General features: G+C 70.6%; 17 protein-coding genes. 8 read left to right on the top strand and 9 right to left on the bottom strand.

Features of this window, described 5'->3' with window-relative positions; translation table 11 throughout:
• Positions 1 to 35: 35 nt before the first annotated feature.
• On the bottom strand, positions 36 to 2435 hold the full coding sequence (locus tag ABT001_RS14200) for an immune inhibitor A domain-containing protein (RefSeq protein ID WP_351276500.1): 2400 nt from the start codon (positions 2433 to 2435) through the stop codon (positions 36 to 38).
• Between the two features lie 380 nt (positions 2436 to 2815).
• On the opposite strand from ABT001_RS14200, the gene ABT001_RS14195 reads away from it, so the two are divergent.
• Positions 2816 to 3121, top strand: a complete 306-nt coding sequence (locus ABT001_RS14195) for a hypothetical protein (protein ID WP_351276498.1) — start codon at positions 2816 to 2818, stop codon at positions 3119 to 3121.
• A gap of 17 nt (positions 3122 to 3138) precedes the next feature.
• Here ABT001_RS14195 and ABT001_RS14190 read toward each other — a convergent pair whose 3' ends face one another.
• The 3 genes from ABT001_RS14190 to ABT001_RS14180 form a co-directional block, all read right to left on the bottom strand.
• A complete protein-coding gene (locus ABT001_RS14190; RefSeq protein ID WP_351276496.1) occupies positions 3139 to 3795 on the bottom strand; it encodes an RDD family protein in 657 nt (218 codons plus the stop codon).
• A 112-nt stretch (positions 3796 to 3907) separates the two neighbouring features.
• Entirely contained in the window at positions 3908 to 4714 is an 807-nt protein-coding gene (locus ABT001_RS14185; protein ID WP_351276494.1) for a GNAT family N-acetyltransferase, read from the bottom strand.
• A 61-nt stretch (positions 4715 to 4775) separates the two neighbouring features.
• A complete protein-coding gene (locus tag ABT001_RS14180) occupies positions 4776 to 6365 on the bottom strand; it encodes an RDD family protein (RefSeq protein WP_351276492.1) in 1590 nt (529 codons plus the stop codon).
• 217 nt (positions 6366 to 6582) lie between these two features.
• Between ABT001_RS14180 and ABT001_RS14175 the strand changes: the two genes are divergently transcribed.
• The gene (locus ABT001_RS14175; protein WP_351276490.1) at positions 6583 to 7059 is read left to right on the top strand and encodes an SsgA family sporulation/cell division regulator; all 477 of its coding nucleotides are present in this window, start codon (positions 6583 to 6585) and stop codon (positions 7057 to 7059) included.
• Positions 7060 to 7074: 15 nt separating this feature from the next.
• Here the strand turns inward: ABT001_RS14175 and ABT001_RS14170 are convergent, their stop codons facing one another.
• Positions 7075 to 8442, bottom strand: a complete 1368-nt coding sequence (locus ABT001_RS14170) for an FAD-binding oxidoreductase (RefSeq protein ID WP_351276488.1) — start codon at positions 8440 to 8442, stop codon at positions 7075 to 7077.
• A 97-nt stretch (positions 8443 to 8539) separates the two neighbouring features.
• Between ABT001_RS14170 and ABT001_RS14165 the strand changes: the two genes are divergently transcribed.
• A complete protein-coding gene (locus ABT001_RS14165; RefSeq protein WP_351276486.1) occupies positions 8540 to 10126 on the top strand; it encodes a tetratricopeptide repeat protein in 1587 nt (528 codons plus the stop codon).
• A 61-nt stretch (positions 10127 to 10187) separates the two neighbouring features.
• Here the strand turns inward: ABT001_RS14165 and hppD are convergent, their stop codons facing one another.
• A complete protein-coding gene (gene hppD / locus ABT001_RS14160) occupies positions 10188 to 11333 on the bottom strand; it encodes a 4-hydroxyphenylpyruvate dioxygenase (RefSeq protein ID WP_351276484.1) in 1146 nt (381 codons plus the stop codon).
• Positions 11334 to 11455: 122 nt separating this feature from the next.
• On the opposite strand from hppD, the gene ABT001_RS14155 reads away from it, so the two are divergent.
• Genes ABT001_RS14155 through ABT001_RS14135 form a run of 5 tightly spaced genes read left to right on the top strand, consistent with a single transcriptional unit; the run spans position 11456 to position 15673 of the window.
• Positions 11456 to 11929: an Lrp/AsnC family transcriptional regulator gene (locus ABT001_RS14155; RefSeq protein ID WP_351276482.1), complete on the top strand. Its 474-nt coding sequence runs from the start codon at positions 11456 to 11458 to the stop codon at positions 11927 to 11929.
• Between the two features lie 16 nt (positions 11930 to 11945).
• Positions 11946 to 12593, top strand: a complete 648-nt coding sequence (locus tag ABT001_RS14150; protein ID WP_351276480.1) for an ABC transporter permease — start codon at positions 11946 to 11948, stop codon at positions 12591 to 12593.
• Positions 12586 to 13854, top strand: coding sequence for an ABC transporter ATP-binding protein (locus tag ABT001_RS14145; RefSeq protein ID WP_351276478.1), 1269 nt, complete (start codon positions 12586 to 12588; stop codon positions 13852 to 13854). Before ABT001_RS14150 ends, ABT001_RS14145 begins: the two co-directional genes overlap by 8 nt.
• On the top strand, positions 13851 to 14705 hold the full coding sequence (locus ABT001_RS14140) for an ABC transporter permease (protein ID WP_351276476.1): 855 nt from the start codon (positions 13851 to 13853) through the stop codon (positions 14703 to 14705). Before ABT001_RS14145 ends, ABT001_RS14140 begins: the two co-directional genes overlap by 4 nt.
• Positions 14702 to 15673 carry a glycine betaine ABC transporter substrate-binding protein gene (locus tag ABT001_RS14135; RefSeq protein ID WP_351276474.1) on the top strand — a complete coding sequence of 324 codons (972 nt, stop codon included), beginning with the start codon at positions 14702 to 14704 and terminating at the stop codon, positions 15671 to 15673. The genes ABT001_RS14140 and ABT001_RS14135 overlap by 4 nt, the downstream gene beginning before the upstream one ends.
• 98 nt (positions 15674 to 15771) lie before the next feature.
• Here the strand turns inward: ABT001_RS14135 and ABT001_RS14130 are convergent, their stop codons facing one another.
• The 3 genes from ABT001_RS14130 to ABT001_RS14120 form a co-directional block, all read right to left on the bottom strand.
• Positions 15772 to 16560 (bottom strand): S16 family serine protease, encoded by a 789-nt coding sequence (locus tag ABT001_RS14130; RefSeq protein ID WP_351276472.1) that lies wholly within the window; start codon positions 16558 to 16560, stop codon positions 15772 to 15774.
• 116 nt (positions 16561 to 16676) lie between these two features.
• Positions 16677 to 17318, bottom strand: coding sequence for an IclR family transcriptional regulator (locus tag ABT001_RS14125; RefSeq protein WP_329037781.1), 642 nt, complete (start codon positions 17316 to 17318; stop codon positions 16677 to 16679).
• Positions 17319 to 17839: 521 nt separating this feature from the next.
• Positions 17840 to 19621, bottom strand: coding sequence for a DEAD/DEAH box helicase (locus tag ABT001_RS14120; RefSeq protein ID WP_351276470.1), 1782 nt, complete (start codon positions 19619 to 19621; stop codon positions 17840 to 17842).
• Positions 19622 to 19624: the final 3 nt, after the last annotated feature.

Raw genomic sequence — 19624 nt, 5'->3', positions numbered from 1 at the left:
ACGGCCGATCATGCCGCGACCTGCGGCTTTGCCGATTACTTGGTCGAGGGGCCGACCTTCACGGTGATCGTCGAGCCGCTGAGAGGCTCGTTCACGATGGAGATCCGGGTGTTGGTGTCAGTGACATCGACACTTCCGGTCGGGTTCTCCTCGTACCAGTACGTCCCCTTGCGGTCGTCGAAGACCGGGACGCCCGACGAGGGCTTGATCCTGAGCGGCACGTCCGCGTTGTGCAGCGTGAAGCCCTTGTTCGGGTACCGGCTGAACGGTGCGTCGAACGGCTGGATCTTGTTGCGCAGGAGCGACCCGTCCGCCCACTTCAGCGGCTTGGCGTGCGAGTCCACCGGCAGGATCAGACCCTTGCCGGGGTGGACCGAGGTGTTGTTGTCCTTCTGGGAGGTGTCCCAGAGCCACACCATCAGACCGTTCTGGTAGGCGTAGTGCTCGACCCAGTCCGGGCGGGTGGTGGAGAAGCCGAAGTTGTACGGGCCGACCTCGAGGGTCTTGTCGTACGAGACGTACTGGCGGTTCTCGGCGATGTAGTACTGCGGGTAGTCGTCGGCGAACGACTCGCCGATCCGCGAGAAGCCCTTGGCGGTCCAGCCGCTGTCGTCGCCCTCGGCGCCGTCCGTGAAGAGCGCGGTGCCGTCGGCGGTGACGGTGATGGCGTCGGCCGCGAAGCCCTTGCCCCCGGCGCCGCCGTCCGTCTGGTAGCGGAAGCGGACGTCGATCTTCTTGCCCGCGTAGGCGTCCAGCGGGAACGAAAGCTTCCTGTACGCGCCGGAGACGTCGGTCAGGGCCGGCTTGTCGCTGGCGTCGCGCGGGATGGCCTGGCCGTCGGCCGTGCCGTCGAGCGCGGTCCAGGCGGCGCCGCCGTCGTCGGACACCTCGGTGTAGAGGTAGTCGTAGTCGGCCTCGATGTCGTACCAGCCGGAGAGGTCCAGCGAGGCCGACGTCCTGCCGGTGAGGTCGACCGAGCGGGTCAGGGTGTTCGACAGGTCGTCACCCATGTCGCTCCACCACTGCTTCGAGCCCTCGGCGGGCTTCGTGACCTCGGTGGTGACGGCCTTCTCGGGCAGCTCGACGACGAGCGCCTGCTTGTTCTTGGTGTTGTACTCCGCGACGCCCAGCTTGTGGGTCGACTCCGTGGCGGCCTTGGCCGTGTCGTAGTCGAGCCAGCCCAGCTGGAGCTTGTCCCAGGCGGTCATGTCGCCGGGGAGGTTGCCGATCTCGCCGTCGCCGGTGCCGAGCCAGGAGCCCGCCGACATCAGGGACCAGAAGCCGACGGAGTTCTCGCCGCCGCCGGAGGTGTCGTACAGGTCGGGGAGGCCGAGGTCGTGCGCGTACTCGTGGGCGAAGACGCCCAGGCCGCCGTTCTCGGGCTGCGCGGTGTAGTCGCCGACCCAGATGCCGGTGTCGCCGATCTCGGCGCCACCGGCCTTGTTGCCCTCCGGACCGGTCGCGCCCGCGTCGGTGCCGTAGGCGTACCAGCGGTGCGCCCAGAGGGCGTCGGTGCCCTGCGCGCCGCCGCCGGCCGATTCGTCCTCGCCGGCGTGGACCAGCTGGAAGTGGTCGATGTAGCCGTCGGGCTCGTTGAAGTCGCCGTCGCCGTCGAAGTCGTAACGGTCCCACTCGTCGTACTGCGCCAGGTCGGCCTTGATCTCGTCCTGGGTGCGGCCCTCGGCCTTCTGGCCCGCGACCCAGGCGGTCACGCCGTCGCGGACGGTGTCCCAGACGTTGGCGCAGTTGGTGGAGCCGCAGTAGTTGGAACCGTAGCGGGCCTCGTTGTACGGGACCTTGACCCAGTCCGAGACCTCGCCGTCGACGGAGTAGCGCCCGGAGGACGTCTTCTCGTAGTACGTCTTCAGCGATTCCTTGCCCTTGCCCTCACCGAAGTAGAGGTCCTGGAAGTGGGCCCGGTCGTAGTCGGCCTGCCAGGCGGTGCTGTTGTCCTTCGCCGGGTCGGGCTCGGCTATCTCGTTGTGCAGCGGGCCGGCCGCGCCGCCGTACTTCTTGACGGGGGGCTTCGGGCCGTCGCCGTCGGGGTCGAACATCGTGGTGTCGTCGACCTGGTCGCCGAACTCCACGAGGATGGTGAAGATCTTGTCCGTCTTCTCGCGGCCGAGCTCGACGTACTTGCTCCTGCCGAGCTTGACGACCTTGGAACCGCCCTTGGCGGTCACCTTCTTGTCACCGGACAGGACCTGCTCCAGCGCGGCCTGACGCTGCGCGTCCTGCTCCTTGCTGAAGGGGCCTTCCAGGTCGTGCTCGTGCGCCTTGACCGGCGCGGGGTCGCGCCGGTCCACGATGGAGGCGCCCGGTTCCGGTGTTCTGTCGTCCGCCTGCGCCGTGGCGAAGGCGGATGCCGTCGCGGCGGTGGCGGCGAGGCACACGGCTACGGCGGTGGCGCGTAGCGCCCGTCTCTGAGTGGTCACTTGATGCAGTCCTCCCCGGCGTTCGCGTCCGCGGCCAGGGGGTGGATACGGGGCCGCGCGCGTTCAACGCGTCACAAGTGACGACATTCGATCGGAGTTATGAGAGAAAAGACAGATCTTGACTTGAGCACACCAAGTGCACTATGCGGGAGCCCTCTTCCGGAATCCGGACAGGACCCGCACCGGTGAGATGTCCGACCGGCGCGCCGTCCATTCCTGTCGGCGCCGACGTGACTCCGTGCGCCCCCTGTGCACCGGTACCGTGGGTTAGGTCACGCTTACTCCCCGATCCTCCCGGGCATCCACCGTCATAGAGTCGATTGACCGTGCGAACGCGTCGAGAGACCTCCCTATCCGACACCCCGAGGACGGATACCGCCATGCCGCGTCCGACTGCCGCACAGCTCTCCTACGGTTCGGCCACCGTCGTCCTGTCGACCCTCGCCATGCTCCTGCTGTTCCGCACGGAATCGACCGTCGGTGTCTCCGCCGTCGGCACCGCGGCCCTGGTGCTCGGCCTGCTGGTGGCCCTGGCCCTGCCGGCCCGTACGAAGCCGACCCGTCAGCAGGCGGCCCGCAGGGCGACGGCACCGCCCACCGCCGCCCGTACGCACCGCACGATCGAGGACATCGAGATCGCCGCCGCTCAGCGGGCGAGCGTCAAGGAGCACTCGCTGCACCGCTGAACTCCCGCCGCTCGCGCTCAGGGGACGCTGACGACCACGGTCTTGCCCGCCTTGTCCTGCAGAGCCTGCCGGTAGGGCTTGTCCGTGAACATCAGCACGATGTTGATGAGCCACCACAGACAGGGGCAGCACAGCAGCGCCGGGAGCCAGAGCACGACCGCCCGCATCAGCGACGAACTCGTGTCGGGGACCGAGCCGTCGTTGAGCATCGCGACGCGCATCTTCAGCAGCCGCTTGCCGGGCGTCCGGCCGTCCTTGCGGGTGAAGTACGTGTCGTAGGCGACGTAGACCACCAGGCCGATCAGCGACCACACCAGCTGATGGCTCGAGTAGGTGTTGCCGATGGCGTTGCCGAAGTCGTCGTTCCCGTCGTCCGACGTGACGTCGACCGCCCCGCCGAAGGGCAGCGAGATCAGGTACAGCGGGATCGAGATGATGAGGAAGTCGATCAGCCGCGCCAGGATGCGCTTCCCCGGCTCGGCCAGCGGGGGCATCCCCGCCAGCGGGTCCGCGCCACCGTAGGGGCCTCCGGAACCGTACCGATCGTTCGGCGGCGGAGGCGGCAGCGGCCCGCTGCCGTAGGGCGAACCGCCGTGCGGAGGCGGGGGCCCCTGCGGCGGCCGCTTCGAGAAGGGGTCGTCGTCGGGCGGCGGGGGCGGTGGTTCGTTGGTCATGGGGGCAGTGCACCCCGGGCCGCGAGGGCCCGCAACGGCTGGGGTCCCTTCGGGGGACGGGGCGTCAGCACACGGGCGTACGCGCCGCTTCGGGCTCGCGGCCCCGTCGGAGTCAGGCCGGGTTCTTCAGCGCGTAGAAGGCCATCGGGGTGTTCGGCCGGAACCCGATGCGCGGGTACACGGGCGCCCCGGCCTCGGTCGCGTGCAGGGTCGCCCGGGTCAGGCCGGTGGCCCGGCCCCCCTCGTACAGGGCCTTGCGTGTCACCGCTTCACCGTAGCCCCTGCGCCCCCACGCCGGGGCCGTGGCGACGAGCACGACGAAGAGGCGGCCGGCCACGTCCACCGTGGCCGCGCACGTCACCGGCTCGCCGTCCCGCAGGCCCAGGTAGGCGTGGACGCGGTCCTTCCACAGCGCGGAGCCGTCGAGCCCGTCGCGGCCGTCCTCCAGGGGGAAGCCGTAGGCCTGGGAGTTGAGGTCGGCGTAGGCCGTCAGGTGTGCGTCGGTGGTCACCCGTACGAACGTCAGGTCGGGGTGGACCGGTTCGGGGAGCGGCAGCAGGTCTCCGGCCATGCCGGTACCGGGAAAGGCGTGTTCGAGGCCCGCCCCGTCGGCGGCGGCCCCGAGTGCCGCGCGTGCCTCGTCGGTGAGGAGGTCCTCGAAGACCCACAGGAACCCCGACCGCTCCTTGGCGCGCATGATCCGCACCACCTCGGCCAGCCGCTGCCGCAGGAGACCGGGGTCCGCGCCGACGTCGGTCAGGGTGACGCAGTTCCAGAAGGCGAACCGTGAGTCGGCCCAGCGCACGGCGATGCCGGGCAGGTCGCGCACGTCGGCGGACGCGTCCCGGTCGAGGACCATCGCACGCCAGCCCACGACGAGTTGTTCCAGCGACTCGGTCGCGTCCGCGAGATCCTGCACCCTGGACTCCTGGGAGTGTGACGGGGAGGGGGCGCCTGCCGCCCCCTCCGTGCGGAAGCTGTCAGCCGGCGACGAACGTGCGTGCCGCCTTGTCGTGCCAGCACTGGCGCCAAGGACGGTCGATCAGGCACCAGAGCACGTTGACCACACCGATGACGACCAGGCCCAGCACCCCGTACACCAGCCAGCGGCGCAGCGCCGCGCCCAGGCTCGGGGCGTCGTGCGACTCGATGTCCCGCACTTCGAGACCGCACAGCTTCTTGCCCAGCGTGCGCCCCCACTTGGCGGTGGGCACGGCCTCCAGGACGAAGCCGAGGATCAGGAAGGCGGCGATCACCGCGCCGAACAGTCCGGCCGTGGTGGAGTCCACGAGCCAGACGGTGACCGTCTCGCCGGAGGTCTTCGCGGCTTCGATCTTCTGGTCGATGTGGTCCGTCGCCCGGGTGACCAGCGGGAAACCGATCGCGCCGACGAGCGCGCCGAGGACGACGGTGTCGAGGATCCGGGCGGCAAGCCGCTTGCCGAGTCCGGCGGGCCTGGCGGAGGCCTGGGAGCGGGCGAGCTGCTGGAAGGGGTCGTCGACCGGGGGCTTCCAGGGGACGACGGGCTGTTGATGCTGCTCGGCCCCGGCAAGGGGGCCCTGCTGCTGTGCGGGCACCGGGCTCTGCTGCTGGGGCCGGTGGTGCTGGGGCTGGGGTTGATGGGGCTGATGGGGTTGGGGCTGATGGAGTTGGGCCGGCTGCTCGGGCCGGGCGAGCTGGTGGACCTGCTGCGGCCAGGGCGGGGCCCCGCCACCGGGCCCCTGCGCCGGCGGCGTGCTCGGCCCCGGGGGCTGTGCCCGCTGCGGGGTGGGCGACGGGACGGGAGCAGGAAGCTGCGGGGTGGGCGACGGAAGGGCGGCCGGGAGCTGCGGGGTGCCGCCTGGCGGCACGGCGCGGATCGTCATCGTCCCGTCGGCGGGCGCGGGCCCCTCGTCGCGTGGACGCGGCGGGCGGGCGGCGGTGCCGGGGCCCACCGCGCGGATCGTGACCGTCCCCTCCGTCGGCGGGCGGTCGCCGGCACCGCCGCTGCCGGGCCGGTCGGCACGGATGGCGACGGTGCCGTCGGTCACCCGATCGTCGCCGTCCCGCATACCGGGCAGGGCACCGGCCGTCGAGGCCGGGGCGTCCTGCCGCCGAGGATCCGCGGGGGCCTCTGCCGGTGCCGGGGCGGCGGGCGGTGACGCGGGGTCGGACGAGTGCGCCTCGGGCGTACGCGGGTCCGGGCCGCCGCCCCAGGAGACGCGGTGGTCGCGTTCGCCGCCGAAGCCGCCCTGCCGGGAGGTGTCGGCCTGCCAGGCGGACGCCGGCCGGGGCCGGCCGGGGGCGGCGTCCGCCTCACCGTCGGCCGCCGTGCCCGTCCCGTCGGCCTGGTCGACCTCGTCGAGGTACATCGGCCCGGTCTCGTCCAGGGCCGGGCCCGGAGGGGCCGTGTCGGCCACCGGGGCGGGCGGTGCCGTGGGAGTCGTCTCGCCCTGCGGGGGCGCGGGCCGGCTCGTGCCGGGGACCCACGAAGCACCGTTCCAGAACCGGACGTATCCGGGAATGGACGGGTCGGGGTAGTACCCCTCGCGGGGGCTTTCGTCGCCGGGTGCCGGGGTTGGGGCGCTCATCACCGTGGTCCCGTATCTCTTCGAGGCCTCAATACAAGGGTCCACATCTATCAGACCTCCGAGCACCGCCGTACCCGTCCTGCCGTTTGGACCACTTTCAGGGTCCGGGGAAGTTTTTCTGGGAAGTCGCGTCATAGACGTCCGGGAGGGCGCTCTCTCCTTGTGCGGACCGGTCACAGGACCGGCCCCTACGAGCATCGGAAGGTCGTACACCCTCATGCAGAACGCCGTGGAACGCGAACTGGAAGTGAAGCTGGTCCTGTCGCCCGAGCGGTCCGTGGCCGTGCCCGCCCGGCTGTCCTACTTCACCGACGACCCGTACGCCGTGCACATCACCTTCCACATCGGCTCCGAGGCGCCCGTGCACTGGACGTTCGCCCGTGAGCTGCTGGTGGAAGGGGTGTTCCGGCCGTGCGGACACGGCGACGTACGGATCTGGCCGACGAGGACCGAGGACCAGGCCCTCATCTGTGTCGCGCTCACCTCGCCCGACGGCAACGCCCTCCTGGAGATGCCGTCGGGCGCCGTGGCCGCCTGGACCGAACGCACCCTGCGGGTGGTGCCGCCGGGCACCGAGGGCGCCCTGCTCGGACTGGACGGGGCCCTGTCCGAGCTGCTGACCCCGCTGCCTGCCGACGATCTGTGGCTGAGCGACCCGTGGGCGCAGGACGAGCCGCAGGACGGGGAGTCCTGAGCGGGTGCGGGGCCGTCAGAACAGCTTGCCGGGGTTCAGCAGCCCCAGCGGGTCGAAGGCGGCCTTGATGCCGCGCTGCAACTCGATGCCCACCTCGCCCAGTTCTCGGGCCAGCCATTCCTTCTTGAGTACGCCGACGCCGTGCTCGCCCGTGATGGTGCCGCCCAGTTCGAGACCGAGCGCCATGATCGCGTCGAAGGACTCGCGGGCCCTGCGGGACTCGTCGGCGTCCGTGTGGTCGAAGCAGACGACGGGGTGGGTGTTGCCGTCGCCGGCGTGGGCGCAGACGCCGATGGTGAGTCCGAACTCCTCGGCGATCGCGGCGGTTCCGGCGATCATCTCGCCCAGCCGGGAGCGCGGTACGCACACGTCGTCGATCATCGTGGCGGACTTGACGGTCTCCAGGGCGGGGAGGGAGAGCCGGCGGGCCTGCAGCAGGAGTTCGGACTCGGCCGCGTCGTCGGCAGGCACGACCTCGGTGGCACCGGCAGACGTGCACAGTTCCCCCACGGCGGCGAGATCGGCCGCCGGGTCGGGTGTGTCGAAGGCGCAGAGCAGCAGCGCCTCGGTGGTCTCGGGGAGGCCCATGGACGCCATCGCGTTGACGGCGCGGACGGTCGTACGGTCCATCAGTTCGAGGAGTGACGGAGTGTGTCCGCGCTCCATGATCCGGCACACCGCGTCACAGGCCGCCGTCGCGGAGGGGAACTCGGCGGCGAGCACGAGCTGCCGCGGCGGCCGGGGCCGCAGCGCGAGGACGGCCTTGACCACGATGCCGAGGCTGCCCTCCGAACCCACGAAGAGCCTGGTGAGGTCGTATCCGGCGACGCCCTTGGCGGTGCGCCGCCCGGTGTTCAGCAGCCGCCCGTCGGCCAGGACGACCTCCAGGCCCAGGACGTACTCGGCGGTGACGCCGTACTTCACGCAGCACAGCCCGCCGGACGCGGTGCCGATGTTGCCGCCGATCGTGCACGTCTCCCAGCTGGACGGGTCCGGCGGGTAGTACAGCCCGTGTTCGTCGACGGCACGGGACAGTGCGGCGTTGACGACGCCCGGTTCGACGACGGCGATCCGGTCGACCGGGCTGATCTCCAGGATCCGGTCCATCCGCACCAGGGAGAGCACGATGCAGCCGTCGGAGGCGTTGGCCGCTCCCGAGAGGCCCGTCCGAGCCCCCTGGGGGACGACGGGGACCCGTAGGGCGGTGGCGGTCCGCATGACGTGCTGGACCTCCTCGACCGTGCGCGGCAGCACCACCACGGCGGGGGTTCCCGCCTCGCAGAAGCTCGCCATGTCGTGGGCGTACGAGGCGGTGATGTCCGGATCCGTGATGAGCGCCTCGGCCGGTAGTCCCGCACGCAGTCGTCCCTGGAGATCGTCCATCGTCCCAGCGTGGCACCCAGGGCCAATGGTGTGAACCCGTCTGCGCCCGCGTTCGTCCAACGCGATGCGATCTTCGTACTGACGCAGAGTGATGGCCATGGATGCCAAGCCGCAGCAGAACCCGGAGCCGATCCCCTCCACCCTGCCGCCCCAGGGTGCGACGTCCGTTCCGCCGCCTCCCGCACCGATGCGCACGACGCTCCGCAGGGCGGCGTTCGGCGCGATCGCCGGCGCCGTGCTCGTGACCGGTGCGGTGATCGTCGTACCGGACGACGCCGAGGAGGCCGCGCCCCCCGTCCCGGGACCCGTGGCGCGGGCCGAGGCCGCCGCCGCTGCCGGTTCCCCCGCCTCCCTCTCCGACCTGACGGCCCTGATCGGGGACCGCCAGAAGTGGGTGGAGACCCACCCTTCGGACGCGCGGTCCTGGGCGGTGCTCGGTACGGCGTACGTGGAGTGGGGGCGGCGGTCGGCGGACGCGGCGTACTACACCCGGGCCGAGCAGGCCCTCCAGCGGTCACTGGCCGCCCAGCCGGGTGAGCGCGGGAACGCGGAGGCCTGGGTGGGTCTCGGGGCGCTCGCCAACGCCCGGAACGACTTCCTGGCCGCGAAGAAGTGGGGCGAGACGGTCCGCGCTCGGGAGCCGAAGAACTGGACGGCGTACCCGGTGCTGATCGATGCCTACAACGGCCTCGGCGCCTACGCGTCGGCGGCCAAGGCGACGGAGAGGTTCGGCACCCTGCGCAAGGGCGCCCCCGCCCTGACCAGGACGTCCGAGATGTACCGCAACCAGGGCTGGCGCGAGGACGCCCTGGCCACCGCCCAGGAGGCGGCGGACCACGCCACGGGGCCTGCCGCGAAGGCGGCGGCCCTGCACCGGCTCGGTGACCTCGCCGCGGAGCGCGGGGAGCCCGCGGAGGCGCTCGCACAGTACGACGCGGCCCTGCGCACCGACCGCGGCCACCTCCCCTCCCTCGCGGGGCGGGCCCGCGCCCTGGCCGCCCTGGACCGCACGGACGAGGCGCTGGCCGACTACCGGACGGTGACGACGAAGCTCCCCCGCCCCGAGTACGTCCTGGAACTGGGCGAGCTGTACGAGTCCTTGGATCTGGACGGGGACGCCCGTACCCAGTACGCGAAGCTCCGCGAGCTCCTCACCCGGGCGAGATCGGCCGGCGTCGACGCGGCGCTGACCGAGGCCCGCTTCGAGGCCGACCACGGCGATCCGGAGGCGGCCGTGGAGCTGATGCGCACCGAGTGGGCGGCGAAGCGCCGCAGTTCGGCGGTGTCGGACACGCTGGCCTGGTCGCTGCACCGGGCAGGCCGGAGCGAGGAGGCCCTGCAGTACGCGGAGCGGGCGGTGGAGACCGGTGTGCGGAACGCCTCGTACGCCTATCACCTGGGCGTGATCGAGAGTGCGCTCGGTCAGGACGGCCCGGCTCGCGGCCATCTGGAGCAGGCCCTCCGCACGGACCCGTACTTCTCACCGCTGGCCGCCCCCCTCGCTCAGGAGGCCCTGGACGAGCTGGGCGAGCCGGCGGCGGGCGGCCCGGCGGACATGCGGCCGCCGGCCCCTGAGCCGTCCGCCGGGCCCTCCCGGGAGCCTGCGCCGAAGCCCCTGCCGTCACCGTCGGCCTCGGCTCCGGCGGCTGCGCGGGCGGAACCCGGAGCCTCCGCGACCCCGTGACCGCGTGCGAGGGCCCTCCTCACGGCCGGACGCCGGGAGGAGGGCCCTCACGCACGGGTGGCTACAGGTTGCCGCGCTTCTCCTGCTCGCGCTCGATCGCTTCGAACAGGGCCTTGAAGTTGCCCTTGCCGAAGCCCATCGAGCCGTGCCGCTCGATCATCTCGAAGAAGACCGTCGGGCGGTCCTGGACCGGCTTGGTGAAGATCTGCAGCAGGTAGCCGTCCTCGTCGCGGTCGACGAGGATCTTCAGCTCGCGCAGCGTCTCCACGGGCACGCGGGTCTCGCCGGCCCACTCCCCCAGGGTGTCGTAGTACGAGTCAGGGGTGTCCAGGAACTGCACACCGGCCGCCCGCATCGCCCGCACGGACGCGACGATGTCGTTCGTGGCGAGCGCGATGTGCTGGACGCCCGCGCCGCCGTAGAACTCCAGGTACTCGTCGATCTGCGACTTCTTCTTCGCGATCGCCGGCTCGTTGATGGGGAACTTCACCTTCAGCGTGCCGTCGGCGACGACCTTCGACATCAGGGCGGAGTACTCGGTGGCGATGTCGTCGCCCACGAACTCCTTCATGTTCGTGAAGCCCATGACCGTGTTGTAGAAGGTCACCCACTCGTTCATCCGGCCGAGCTCGACGTTGCCGACGCAGTGGTCGACGGCCTGGAAGGTCCTCTTCGCGGCCGGCTCGACGATCGGGTCGGCGGCCCGGTAGCCGGGGAGGTAGGGCCCGTCGTAGCCACCGCGCTCGACCAGCGTGTGGCGGGTCTTCCCGTACGTCGCGATGGCGGCGAGCACGACCGTGCCGTGCTCGTCCTTGACCTCGTGCGGCTCGGTGATGCCCCGCGCCCCGTGCTCGACGGCGTACGCGTAGGCCGCGCGGGCGTCGGGGACCTCGATGGCGAGGTCGACCACGCCGTCGCCGTGCGCGTGCACGTGGTCGGCGAGGAAGGTGCCCCACTCGGTGGACGCCTTGATGACGGAGGTGAGGACGAAGCGGGCGGAGCCGTTGGTCAGGACGTAACTCGCGGTCTCGCGGCTGCCGTTCTCCGGTCCGGAGTAGGCGACGAGCTTCATGCCGAAGGCGGTCGAGTAGTAGTGCGCCGCCTGCTTGGCGTTGCCCACCGCGAAGACGACCGCGTCCATTCCCTTGACCGGGAAGGGATCGGCCTGCCGGGCGGTGTCGGGGGTGATGTGCACAGTCTCAGTCATGTCCGAAGGTTCCCGCCGCTTCGCAAGGTGCGCAACAGTTCGCGGATCCACTGGTCAATCTGCCCACCCTGGCGCCAGGATGGGCGGGCTGTCTGTACAGGCTGACCACCGGGAGGCGGATCATGGCGATCGATCGACTGGACGGCCGGCTCATCGTGCTGCTGGCCCGTGAGCCCCGTATCGGCGTACTCGAGGCGTCACGGCGGCTCGGGGTGGCGCGCGGGACGGTGCAGGCGCGGCTGGACCGGCTTCAGTCCAATGGCGTCATCCGCGGCTTCGGCCCGGACGTGGACCCGGTGGCGCTCGGCTATCCCGTCACCGCGTTCGCCACGCTGGAGATCAAGCAGGGCCAAGGCGCCGACGTGAGGAACCATTTGCGTGGCGTGCCCGAGGTGCTGGAACTGCACACCACGACGGGCCACGGCGACATGCTCTGCCGGCTCGTCGCCCGCTCGAACGCCGATCTCCAGCGGGTGATCGACCTGGTCGTCGGCTTTGATGGCATCGTCCGGGCCTCCACGGCGATCGTCATGGAAAACCCGGTACCGCTGCGTATTATCCCGCTGGTTGAGCAGGCTGCAGAGGACACCGACTGAGCCGAGGGAGCAACATGTGAATTTCTGGGAGTATGTGGGCACCAGGCATCAACAGCTACTCACGGATGCGTTCCAGCACGTCAGCGCCGTCTTCCAGTGCATGGTCATCGCCACCGTTCTCGGCATCCTGATCGGTGTGGTGAGTTACCGCAGCGGCTGGGGCGGCTCACTGGCGATCACCTCCACCTCGGCGATCCTCACCATCCCCTCGCTCGCGGCGATCGGCCTGCTGATCCCGCTGGTCGGCCTCGGGGTCCCGCCCACGGTGATCATCCTGACCCTGTACGGGCTGCTGCCCATCGTCCGTAACTGCATCGTCGGGCTGCGCGGGGTCGATCCGTCCCTCGTCGACGCGGCGAAGGGCATCGGGATGTCCCGGACCAAGCGGCTGTTCAAGGTGGAGCTGCCGCTCGCCTGGCCGCCCATCCTCACCGGCATCCGGGTCGCCACCCAGATGCTGATGGGCATCGCCGCCATCGCCGCCTACGCATCGGGCCCCGGTCTCGGTAACGAGATCTTCCGCGGGCTCGCCTCACTCGGAAGCGCCAACGCCATCAACCAGGTTCTCGCCGGCACGATCGGCATCGTCATCCTCGCTCTGCTCTTCGACGCCGCGTACGTACTGCTCGGGCGGCTCACCATCTCTAGGGGGATCCGTGCCTGAGACCGCCACCGGGACGCCCGAAGGGGCCCCGCCGCGCCCGGCCACCTCGGGCGCCACCATCCAGCTGGAGAACCTCTCCAAGTCCTACCCCGGCAGCCCCACTCCCGCCGTGGACAACGTCTCCATGGACATCAAGGCCGGTGAGACCGTGATTCTCGTGGGCCCTTCGGGCTGCGGGAAGTCCACCACGCTGAAGATGATCAACCGTCTGATCGAGCCGACGTCCGGGCGGATCAGGATCAACGACGAGGACGTCACCGACATGGACCCGGTGAAGCTGCGCCGCAAGATCGGCTACGCCATCCAGTCCTCCGGTCTCTTCCCGCACATGACGGTCGCGGAGAACATCGCCCTCGTGCCGAAGATGACGGGCTGGTCGAAGTCCGGGGTGAAGGACCGGGTCGAGGAGATGCTCGACCTGGTCGGCCTGGACCCCCGGGAGTTCCACGGGCGGTACCCGCGCCAGCTCTCCGGCGGGCAGCAGCAGCGCGTGGGGGTGGCGCGGGCACTGGCCGCGGACCCGCCGGTGCTGCTGATGGACGAGCCGTTCGGGGCGGTCGACCCGATCACCCGCGACCACCTCCAGGACGAGCTGATCCGGCTCCAGCACGAGCTGCACAAGACGATCGTCTTCGTCACCCATGACTTCGACGAGGCGATCAAGCTGGGTGACCGGATCGCGGTACTGCGGGAGCGTTCGCACATCGCGCAGTTCGACACCCCGGAGGCCATCCTCACCAATCCGACGGACGACTTCGTCTCCGGTTTCGTGGGGGCGGGCGCTGCCCTGAAGCGGCTCAACCTCACTCGCGTACGGGACGTGGGGATCGCCGACTTCCCCACGGTGACCGTCGAGGACCCGCTCCAGTCGATCTTCAACAAGCTGCGCGACGGTCAGCACAACGAGCTGCTGATGCTGGACCGCCGCAACCGTCCCTACAAGTGGCTGCGGCGCGGCGACCTGATGCGGGCCAAGGGTTCGCTCGCCAGGGCCGGGCAGCTGGTGCACGACACGGTGACCCGGGACGCGACGCTGCACGACGCCCTGGAGGCGGTGCTGACCGACAGCGGCGGACGGGTCGCCGTGACGGGCAGGCGCGGTGAGTTCATCGGCGTCGTCGACATGCACACCCTGATGAACTCCGTCCAGGAACTCCTGGAGGACGACCGGCTCACCGCGATGGAGCACGAGCACGATCTGGAGGAGCTGCGGGCCCACCGGACGGAGCAGGAGCTGGAGGGCGGTGGCAGCGGGCTATGACCCCCAGTCATCAGGCACCCCCCAAGGGTGCGCGACCGCCCGGAGAGCACGATGTGGGAGGCCACGCCTTCCGTGACGAGGAGGCGGAGCCCTTCGCACCGCCGTCCGGTCCGGCGCGCCGGATCACCTGGAAGAAGCTCGTGCTGGTGCCGGCGGTCCTCGCGGTCGTCCTCGTGGCGACGTACCTGTGGATCACCAACGTCGACCTCGACTCGATCGCGCGGAACTCGCTGGCCGGCGACAACGTCGAGGTGCGCTGGTGGCAGCACGTCAGGCTGACCGCCATCTCGACCTTCTGGGTACTGATCATCGCCATCCCGCTCGGCATCGCCCTGACGCGGCGCCGGCTGAAGAGGGCCGCCCCCTGGGTCACGGCGCTCGCCAACATCGGCCAGGCGACACCCGCGATCGGGCTGCTGGCCCTGCTGGTGATCTGGCTGGGCATCGGCCCCTCCACGGCGATCATCGGCATGGTGATCTACGCGGTCCTGCCGGTGCTCTCCAACACGGTGGCGGGACTGAACTCGATCGAACCGACCCTGGTGGAGGCCTCCCGGGGCATCGGGATGTCGGCGATGGGCACGCTCACCAGGGTGGAACTGCCCCTCGCGGTCCCGCTGATCCTCGCGGGCGTACGCACGGCGCTGGTGCTCAACGTGGGCACGGCGACCCTCGCCACCTTCGGCGGCGGCGGCGGTCTCGGCGACCTGATCACCTCGGGGATCCAGACGCAGCGCATGCCGGTGCTGGTGCTCGGATCCGTACTGACGGTGGTCCTGGCCCTGTTGGTGGACTGGCTGGCCTCGCTGGTCGAACTGTGGCTGACGCCGCGCGGACTGGAGGAAGCGTGAGGGTACGCACGGGCCTGGCATCGACGGCCGCACTCGCCCTCCTGCTCACGGGCTGTGGGCTGAAGAGCGGATCGCCGCTGGTGGACGAGGTGGAACCGGGATCGGTCGGCCAGGGGCAGCCGCTCAAGGGCGCGTCCCTGACGGTCACCTCGAAGAACTTCAGCGAGAACATCGTCCTCGGGCACATGATGGGCCTGATCTTCAAGGCGGCGGGCGCCGAGGTCCTGGACCGCACGAACCTGCCGGGGTCGATCAGCGCGCGCGAGGCCGTCGCCCAGGGCGAGGCCGACGCGCTGTACGACTACACGGGCACGGCCTGGATCACCTATCTGGGCCATGCCGAACCGATCGTCGACCCGCAGAAGCAGTGGAAGGCGGTCCGCGACGAGGATCTGGACCACGGGGTGACCTGGCTGCCGCCGGCCACCCTCGACAACACCTACGCCCTGGCCATCAGCAAGAAGAGCAACGCCGAGCACAAGCTCAGGACGCTCTCGGACGTGGCCGCGCTGGCGAAGAAGGACCCGAAGGCCGTCACGGTCTGCGTGGAGAACGAGTTCGCCTCGCGTGACGACGGACTGCCGGGCATGCAGAAGAAGTACGGGATGAAGCTGCCGGCCTCGAACATCCAGAAGATGGACGCCGGGATCATCTACACCCAGGTGTCGGAGTCCGACTCCTGTCTGCTGGGCGAGGTGTACACCACGGACGGCCGGATCAAGGCGATGAACCTGGACGTCATGGAGGACGACAAGCAGTTCTTCCCCAACTACAACGCCGCGCCGGCCATCCACACGGCGACCCTCGACAAGTACCCCGAGATGGTCGGGCTGCTGGCGCCGGTCACGAAGAAGCTGACGACGGAGCTGGCGCAGGAGCTGAACTCCAAGGTGGACGTGGACGGGCAGGACCCGCACGAGGTGGCGAAGGACTGGCTGGTGAAGGAAGGATTCATCAAGGAGGGCTGAGCGGCGCGCGGGCCGGACTCAGGCCGACCGTGCGGCCCGCGCCGCACGGTCGGCCTGACGGTCGACGGGGGCGGAAGAGAGCGGCGCGGCGCCGCGGGTCAGCAGCTCGGGACCGAGCCTTCCTGGTCAAGGGCGCGCAGCGAGGACACCGCGCTCTGCAGTGTCGTGACGGGGATCAGCTGCAGACCCTCGGGTCGCTCGGCCTTCGCCTGCTTGCACTCGGCCTTCGGCACCAGGAAGACGGTCGCGCCGTCGCGCCGGGCGGCCTGCGTCTTCAGGGAGACCCCTCCGACCGCGCCGACCGTGCCGTCGGCCTGGATCGTTCCCGTACCGGCGACAGTGCGCCCGCCGGTCAGATCGCCGCCTGAGCCGTCGCCGGCCAGCTTGTCGATGATGCCGAGCGAGAAGAACAGGCCCGCGCTGGGCCCGCCGACATCGGCGAGGTTCAGGGTGACGTCCACCGAACCGGGCTTCCTGTCCAGGTAGTTCAGGGCCGCGTCGACGGCGACGTTCTGCGACTTCTTCATGTCCTGGAGGTTGTGCCGCTCGATCTCCTTCTCGGAGCCGCCGGACGGGTAGACCGAGTCACGCGGCATGACCGCCCGGTCCGTCCTGAACCAGCTGTCCACCACGTCGCCGATCCCGATGTCGGCCGTCGGTGACGTGGCGAGGATCGTGGTCATCAGGAGCTTGCCGTCGGTGGTGCGGGACGGCGTTCCCTTGATCGTGATGACCGGCTTCCCCTTGTCCTCCCCCAGGACATCGGCGGTGGTGCCGGGCTGCGCCACGGTGAACGGCAGCGGCGCGAAGGCCGCCGTACCGAACAGGGCGAGTACGGGCAGCGCGCAGAGGGCGAGCGTGCGGGGGCGGGAGAGACGAATGGCCACCCGCCCAATCTATCCGCCGCCCGCCTCCGGCTCCGACCGCCCCGGCGGGGTCGCCCGATCCACCGGCCGGGCGGTCCGTACGCACAGCACGCCGGCGGTGGCTGCGGCCGTACCCCTTACCGCAGCGCGTCGGCGACCTCGCGGGCCGCGTCGAGGACCCGCGGCCCGACTCGTTCGGGCACGGCGTCGGCGAGCATCACCACTCCCACGCTGCCCTCCACGCCCGAGACCCCGACGAGTGGGGCCGCCGCACCACAGGCACCGGCTTCGAGCTCGCCCTGGGTGAGGGTGTAGCCCGGGTGGTCGGCCGTCTTCTGCCGGGCGGTGAGAATGGCCCGGCCCGCGGCGCCCCTGTCCAGGGAGTGGCGGAAGCCGGCCCGGTAGGCCACGTGGTAGTCGGTCCAGGTCGGCTCGACGACGGCGACGGCGAGCGCGTCCGCACCGTCGACGAGCGTGAGGTGGGCGGTGGCCCCTATGTCCTCGGCCAGCGAACGCAGCGCGGGCAGCGCCGCCTCTCTGACGAGGGGGTGCACCTGGCGGCCCAGGCGCAGCACACCCAGCCCCACTCGGGCCCGGCCGCCGAGGTCACGCCGGACGAGCGCGTGCTGTTCCAGGGTGGCGAGCAGTCGGTAGACCACGGTGCGATTGACGCCGAGTTTGTTCGACAACTCGGTGACGGTCAGGCCGTGGTCGGTATCGGCGAGCAGTTTGAGGACACGCAGTCCCCGGTCGAGCGTCTGCGAGGTCTCCGCGGTCACGACGCCCTCTCCCTCGTGGTGAGCGGGGCGGTTGTCTCTCCGGGGTGCCGACGCCGGTCCCACGACGACGCACACAGAGAGGCCGCCGACTGGCCATGGCACCGGCTGCGCTCCGCGGCCACATTGCCACGGGGCGTTCATATTTCGGGGACATTAGCGAGCGGGTCCGCTCAGCGGAAGCCCTCGTCCAGAATCCGGTCTCCCTCCGGAGCGGCACGGCATAACCGCCGGTCAGCGGCGAACCGTCCGGTACGCGAACATCTACGCGCGTTCACGTCGGGTGACGCGGGGCGACGCTCCGTGCATCACACGTGAACGATTGTTAACGCACCGTAAATAATTGAGCCGAAACTTTCCCCTCCCCCGGCGCTCGCCACGCCTCCCCGCGCCCCCTCGACAGACGCGAGCCCGGCCTCTCCCGGCCGGCCGAGGCCCCCGACGCCCTGCCCCGACAACACGACGGGCCCCGGCGCGGGGGCGGATCGCTCCGCCCCCGCGCCGGGGCCCGTGAGGGGCCGGGGTCACCGCATCCGGGTGGCCCACTCCTGGACCTTCTTGATCCGGTCCTGGATCTGCCCCGCCGTCGCCTCCGCGCTCGGCGGGCCGCCGCACACCCTCCGCAGCTCGGTGTGGATCACCCCGTGCGGCTTGCCGCTCTGGTGCGTGTACGCCGACACCATCGTGTTCAGCTGCTTGCGCAGCTCCAGCAGCTTCTTGTGCGTGACCACCGGCCGGTCCTCGGCCGCCTTCTCCAGGAGGTCGGCCTCCGCGGCCGGCTTCTGGCGGCTGTGCGCGATCTGCCGGGTCTGCCGCTTCTGGAGCAGCAGCTGCACCTGGTCGGGTTCGAGGAGGCCGGGGATGCCCAGGTAGTCCTGCTCCTCCTCGCTCCCCGGGTGCGCCTGCATGCCGAACTCGGCGCCGTCGTACAGCACCCGGTCGAAGACGGCGTCGGACTCCAGCGCCTCGAAGGGCAGCTGGTCCTCGGTCTCCTCGTCCTCCAGCTTCTCCGCGTCCGCGAGGAGCTTGTCCTCCTCGGCGAAGGGGTTCTCCTCGTCGCTGCCCTTCTTCGGCTTGTCGAGGACGTGGTCGCGCTCGACCTCCATCTCGTTCGCGAAGTCGAGGAGCATCGGGATGGTCGGCACGAACACGGAGGCCGTCTCACCCCGGCGCCGTGACCGCACGAAACGGCCGACGGCCTGGGCGAAGAAGAGCGGGGTCGAGATGGTCGTGGCGTACACGCCGACCGCGAGGCGCGGCACGTCGACACCCTCGGACACCATCCGCACCGCGACCATCCAGCGCGAGTCGTCCTGGCTGAACTTGTCGATGTTCTTGGACGCGGCCTTCTCGTCGGAGAGAACCACCGTGGGCTTCTCCCCGGTGACAGCCTTGAGGATCTTGGCGTAGGCGCGCGCCGACTCCTGGTCCGTCGCGATGACGAGCCCGCCCGCGTCCGGGATGCCCTTGCGCACCTCGGTCAGCCGCTTGTCGGCGGCGGACAGCACGTTGGGGATCCAGTCGCCGGTGGGCGAGAGCGCGGTGCGCCAGGCCTGCCCGATGGCGTCCTTGGTCATCGGCTCGCCGAGGCGGGCGGCGATCTCGTCCCCGGCCTTGGTGCGCCAGCGCATGTTGCCGCTGTAGCTGAGGAAGATCACGGGGCGGACGACCCCGTCGGCGAGGGCGTTGCCGTAGCCGTAGGTGTAGTCGGCCGAGGAGCGGCGGATGCCGTCGTTGCCCTCCTCGTACGCGACGAAGGGGATCGGGTTGGTGTCGGAACGGAACGGCGTACCGGTGAGCGCGAGCCTCCGCGTCGCCGGGTCGAACGCCTCCTGGCATGCCTCGCCCCAGGACTTCGAGTCACCGGCGTGGTGGATCTCGTCGAGGATCACGAGCGTCTTGCGCTGCTCGCACCGGTTGCGGTGCAGCATGGGGCGCACGCCGACACCGGCGTACGTGATCGCGACCCCGTGGTACTCCTTGCTCACGGGGCCGGCGCTGTACTCCGGGTCGAGCTTGATGCCTATACGGGCGGCGGCCTCCGCCCACTGCTTCTTGAGGTGCTCGGTGGGCGCCACCACGGTGATCTGCTGCACCACGTGGTGGTGCAGCAGCCATGAGGCGAGGGTCAGCGCGAAGGTGGTCTTCCCGGCGCCGGGGGTCGCGACCGCGAGGAAGTCGCGCGGCTGGTCCTGGATGTACTTCTCCATGGCACCCTGCTGCCAGGCGCGCAGCTTCCCGGCCGTCCCCCAGGGGGCACGGCCGGGGAAGGCGGGTGAGAGGTGGTGGGAGGCGGTAGTAGTCACGGT

It is taken from the genome of Streptomyces sp. NPDC002793, from assembly GCF_040295485.1.
Lineage (GTDB): Bacteria > Actinomycetota > Actinomycetes > Streptomycetales > Streptomycetaceae > Streptomyces.
The sequence above is the reverse complement of the archived record's forward strand: the minus strand, read 5'-3'. Positions and strand labels throughout refer to the sequence as shown.

Excerpts from the sequence above, each read along its gene's own strand:
- ABT001_RS14195 (WP_351276498.1), top strand. The coding sequence starts at position 2,816 with ATGCCGCGTCCGACTGCCGCACAGCTCTCCTACGGTTCGGCCACCGTC.
- ABT001_RS14190 (WP_351276496.1), bottom strand. The coding sequence starts at position 3,795 with ATGACCAACGAACCACCGCCCCCGCCGCCCGACGACGACCCCTTCTCG.
- ABT001_RS14180 (WP_351276492.1), bottom strand. The coding sequence starts at position 6,365 with ATGAGCGCCCCAACCCCGGCACCCGGCGACGAAAGCCCCCGCGAGGGG.
- ABT001_RS14175 (WP_351276490.1), top strand. The coding sequence starts at position 6,583 with ATGCAGAACGCCGTGGAACGCGAACTGGAAGTGAAGCTGGTCCTGTCG.
- ABT001_RS14170 (WP_351276488.1), bottom strand. The coding sequence starts at position 8,442 with ATGGACGATCTCCAGGGACGACTGCGTGCGGGACTACCGGCCGAGGCG.
- ABT001_RS14165 (WP_351276486.1), top strand. The coding sequence starts at position 8,540 with ATGGATGCCAAGCCGCAGCAGAACCCGGAGCCGATCCCCTCCACCCTG.
- hppD (WP_351276484.1), bottom strand. The coding sequence starts at position 11,333 with ATGACTGAGACTGTGCACATCACCCCCGACACCGCCCGGCAGGCCGAT.
- ABT001_RS14155 (WP_351276482.1), top strand. The coding sequence starts at position 11,456 with ATGGCGATCGATCGACTGGACGGCCGGCTCATCGTGCTGCTGGCCCGT.
- ABT001_RS14140 (WP_351276476.1), top strand. The coding sequence starts at position 13,851 with ATGACCCCCAGTCATCAGGCACCCCCCAAGGGTGCGCGACCGCCCGGA.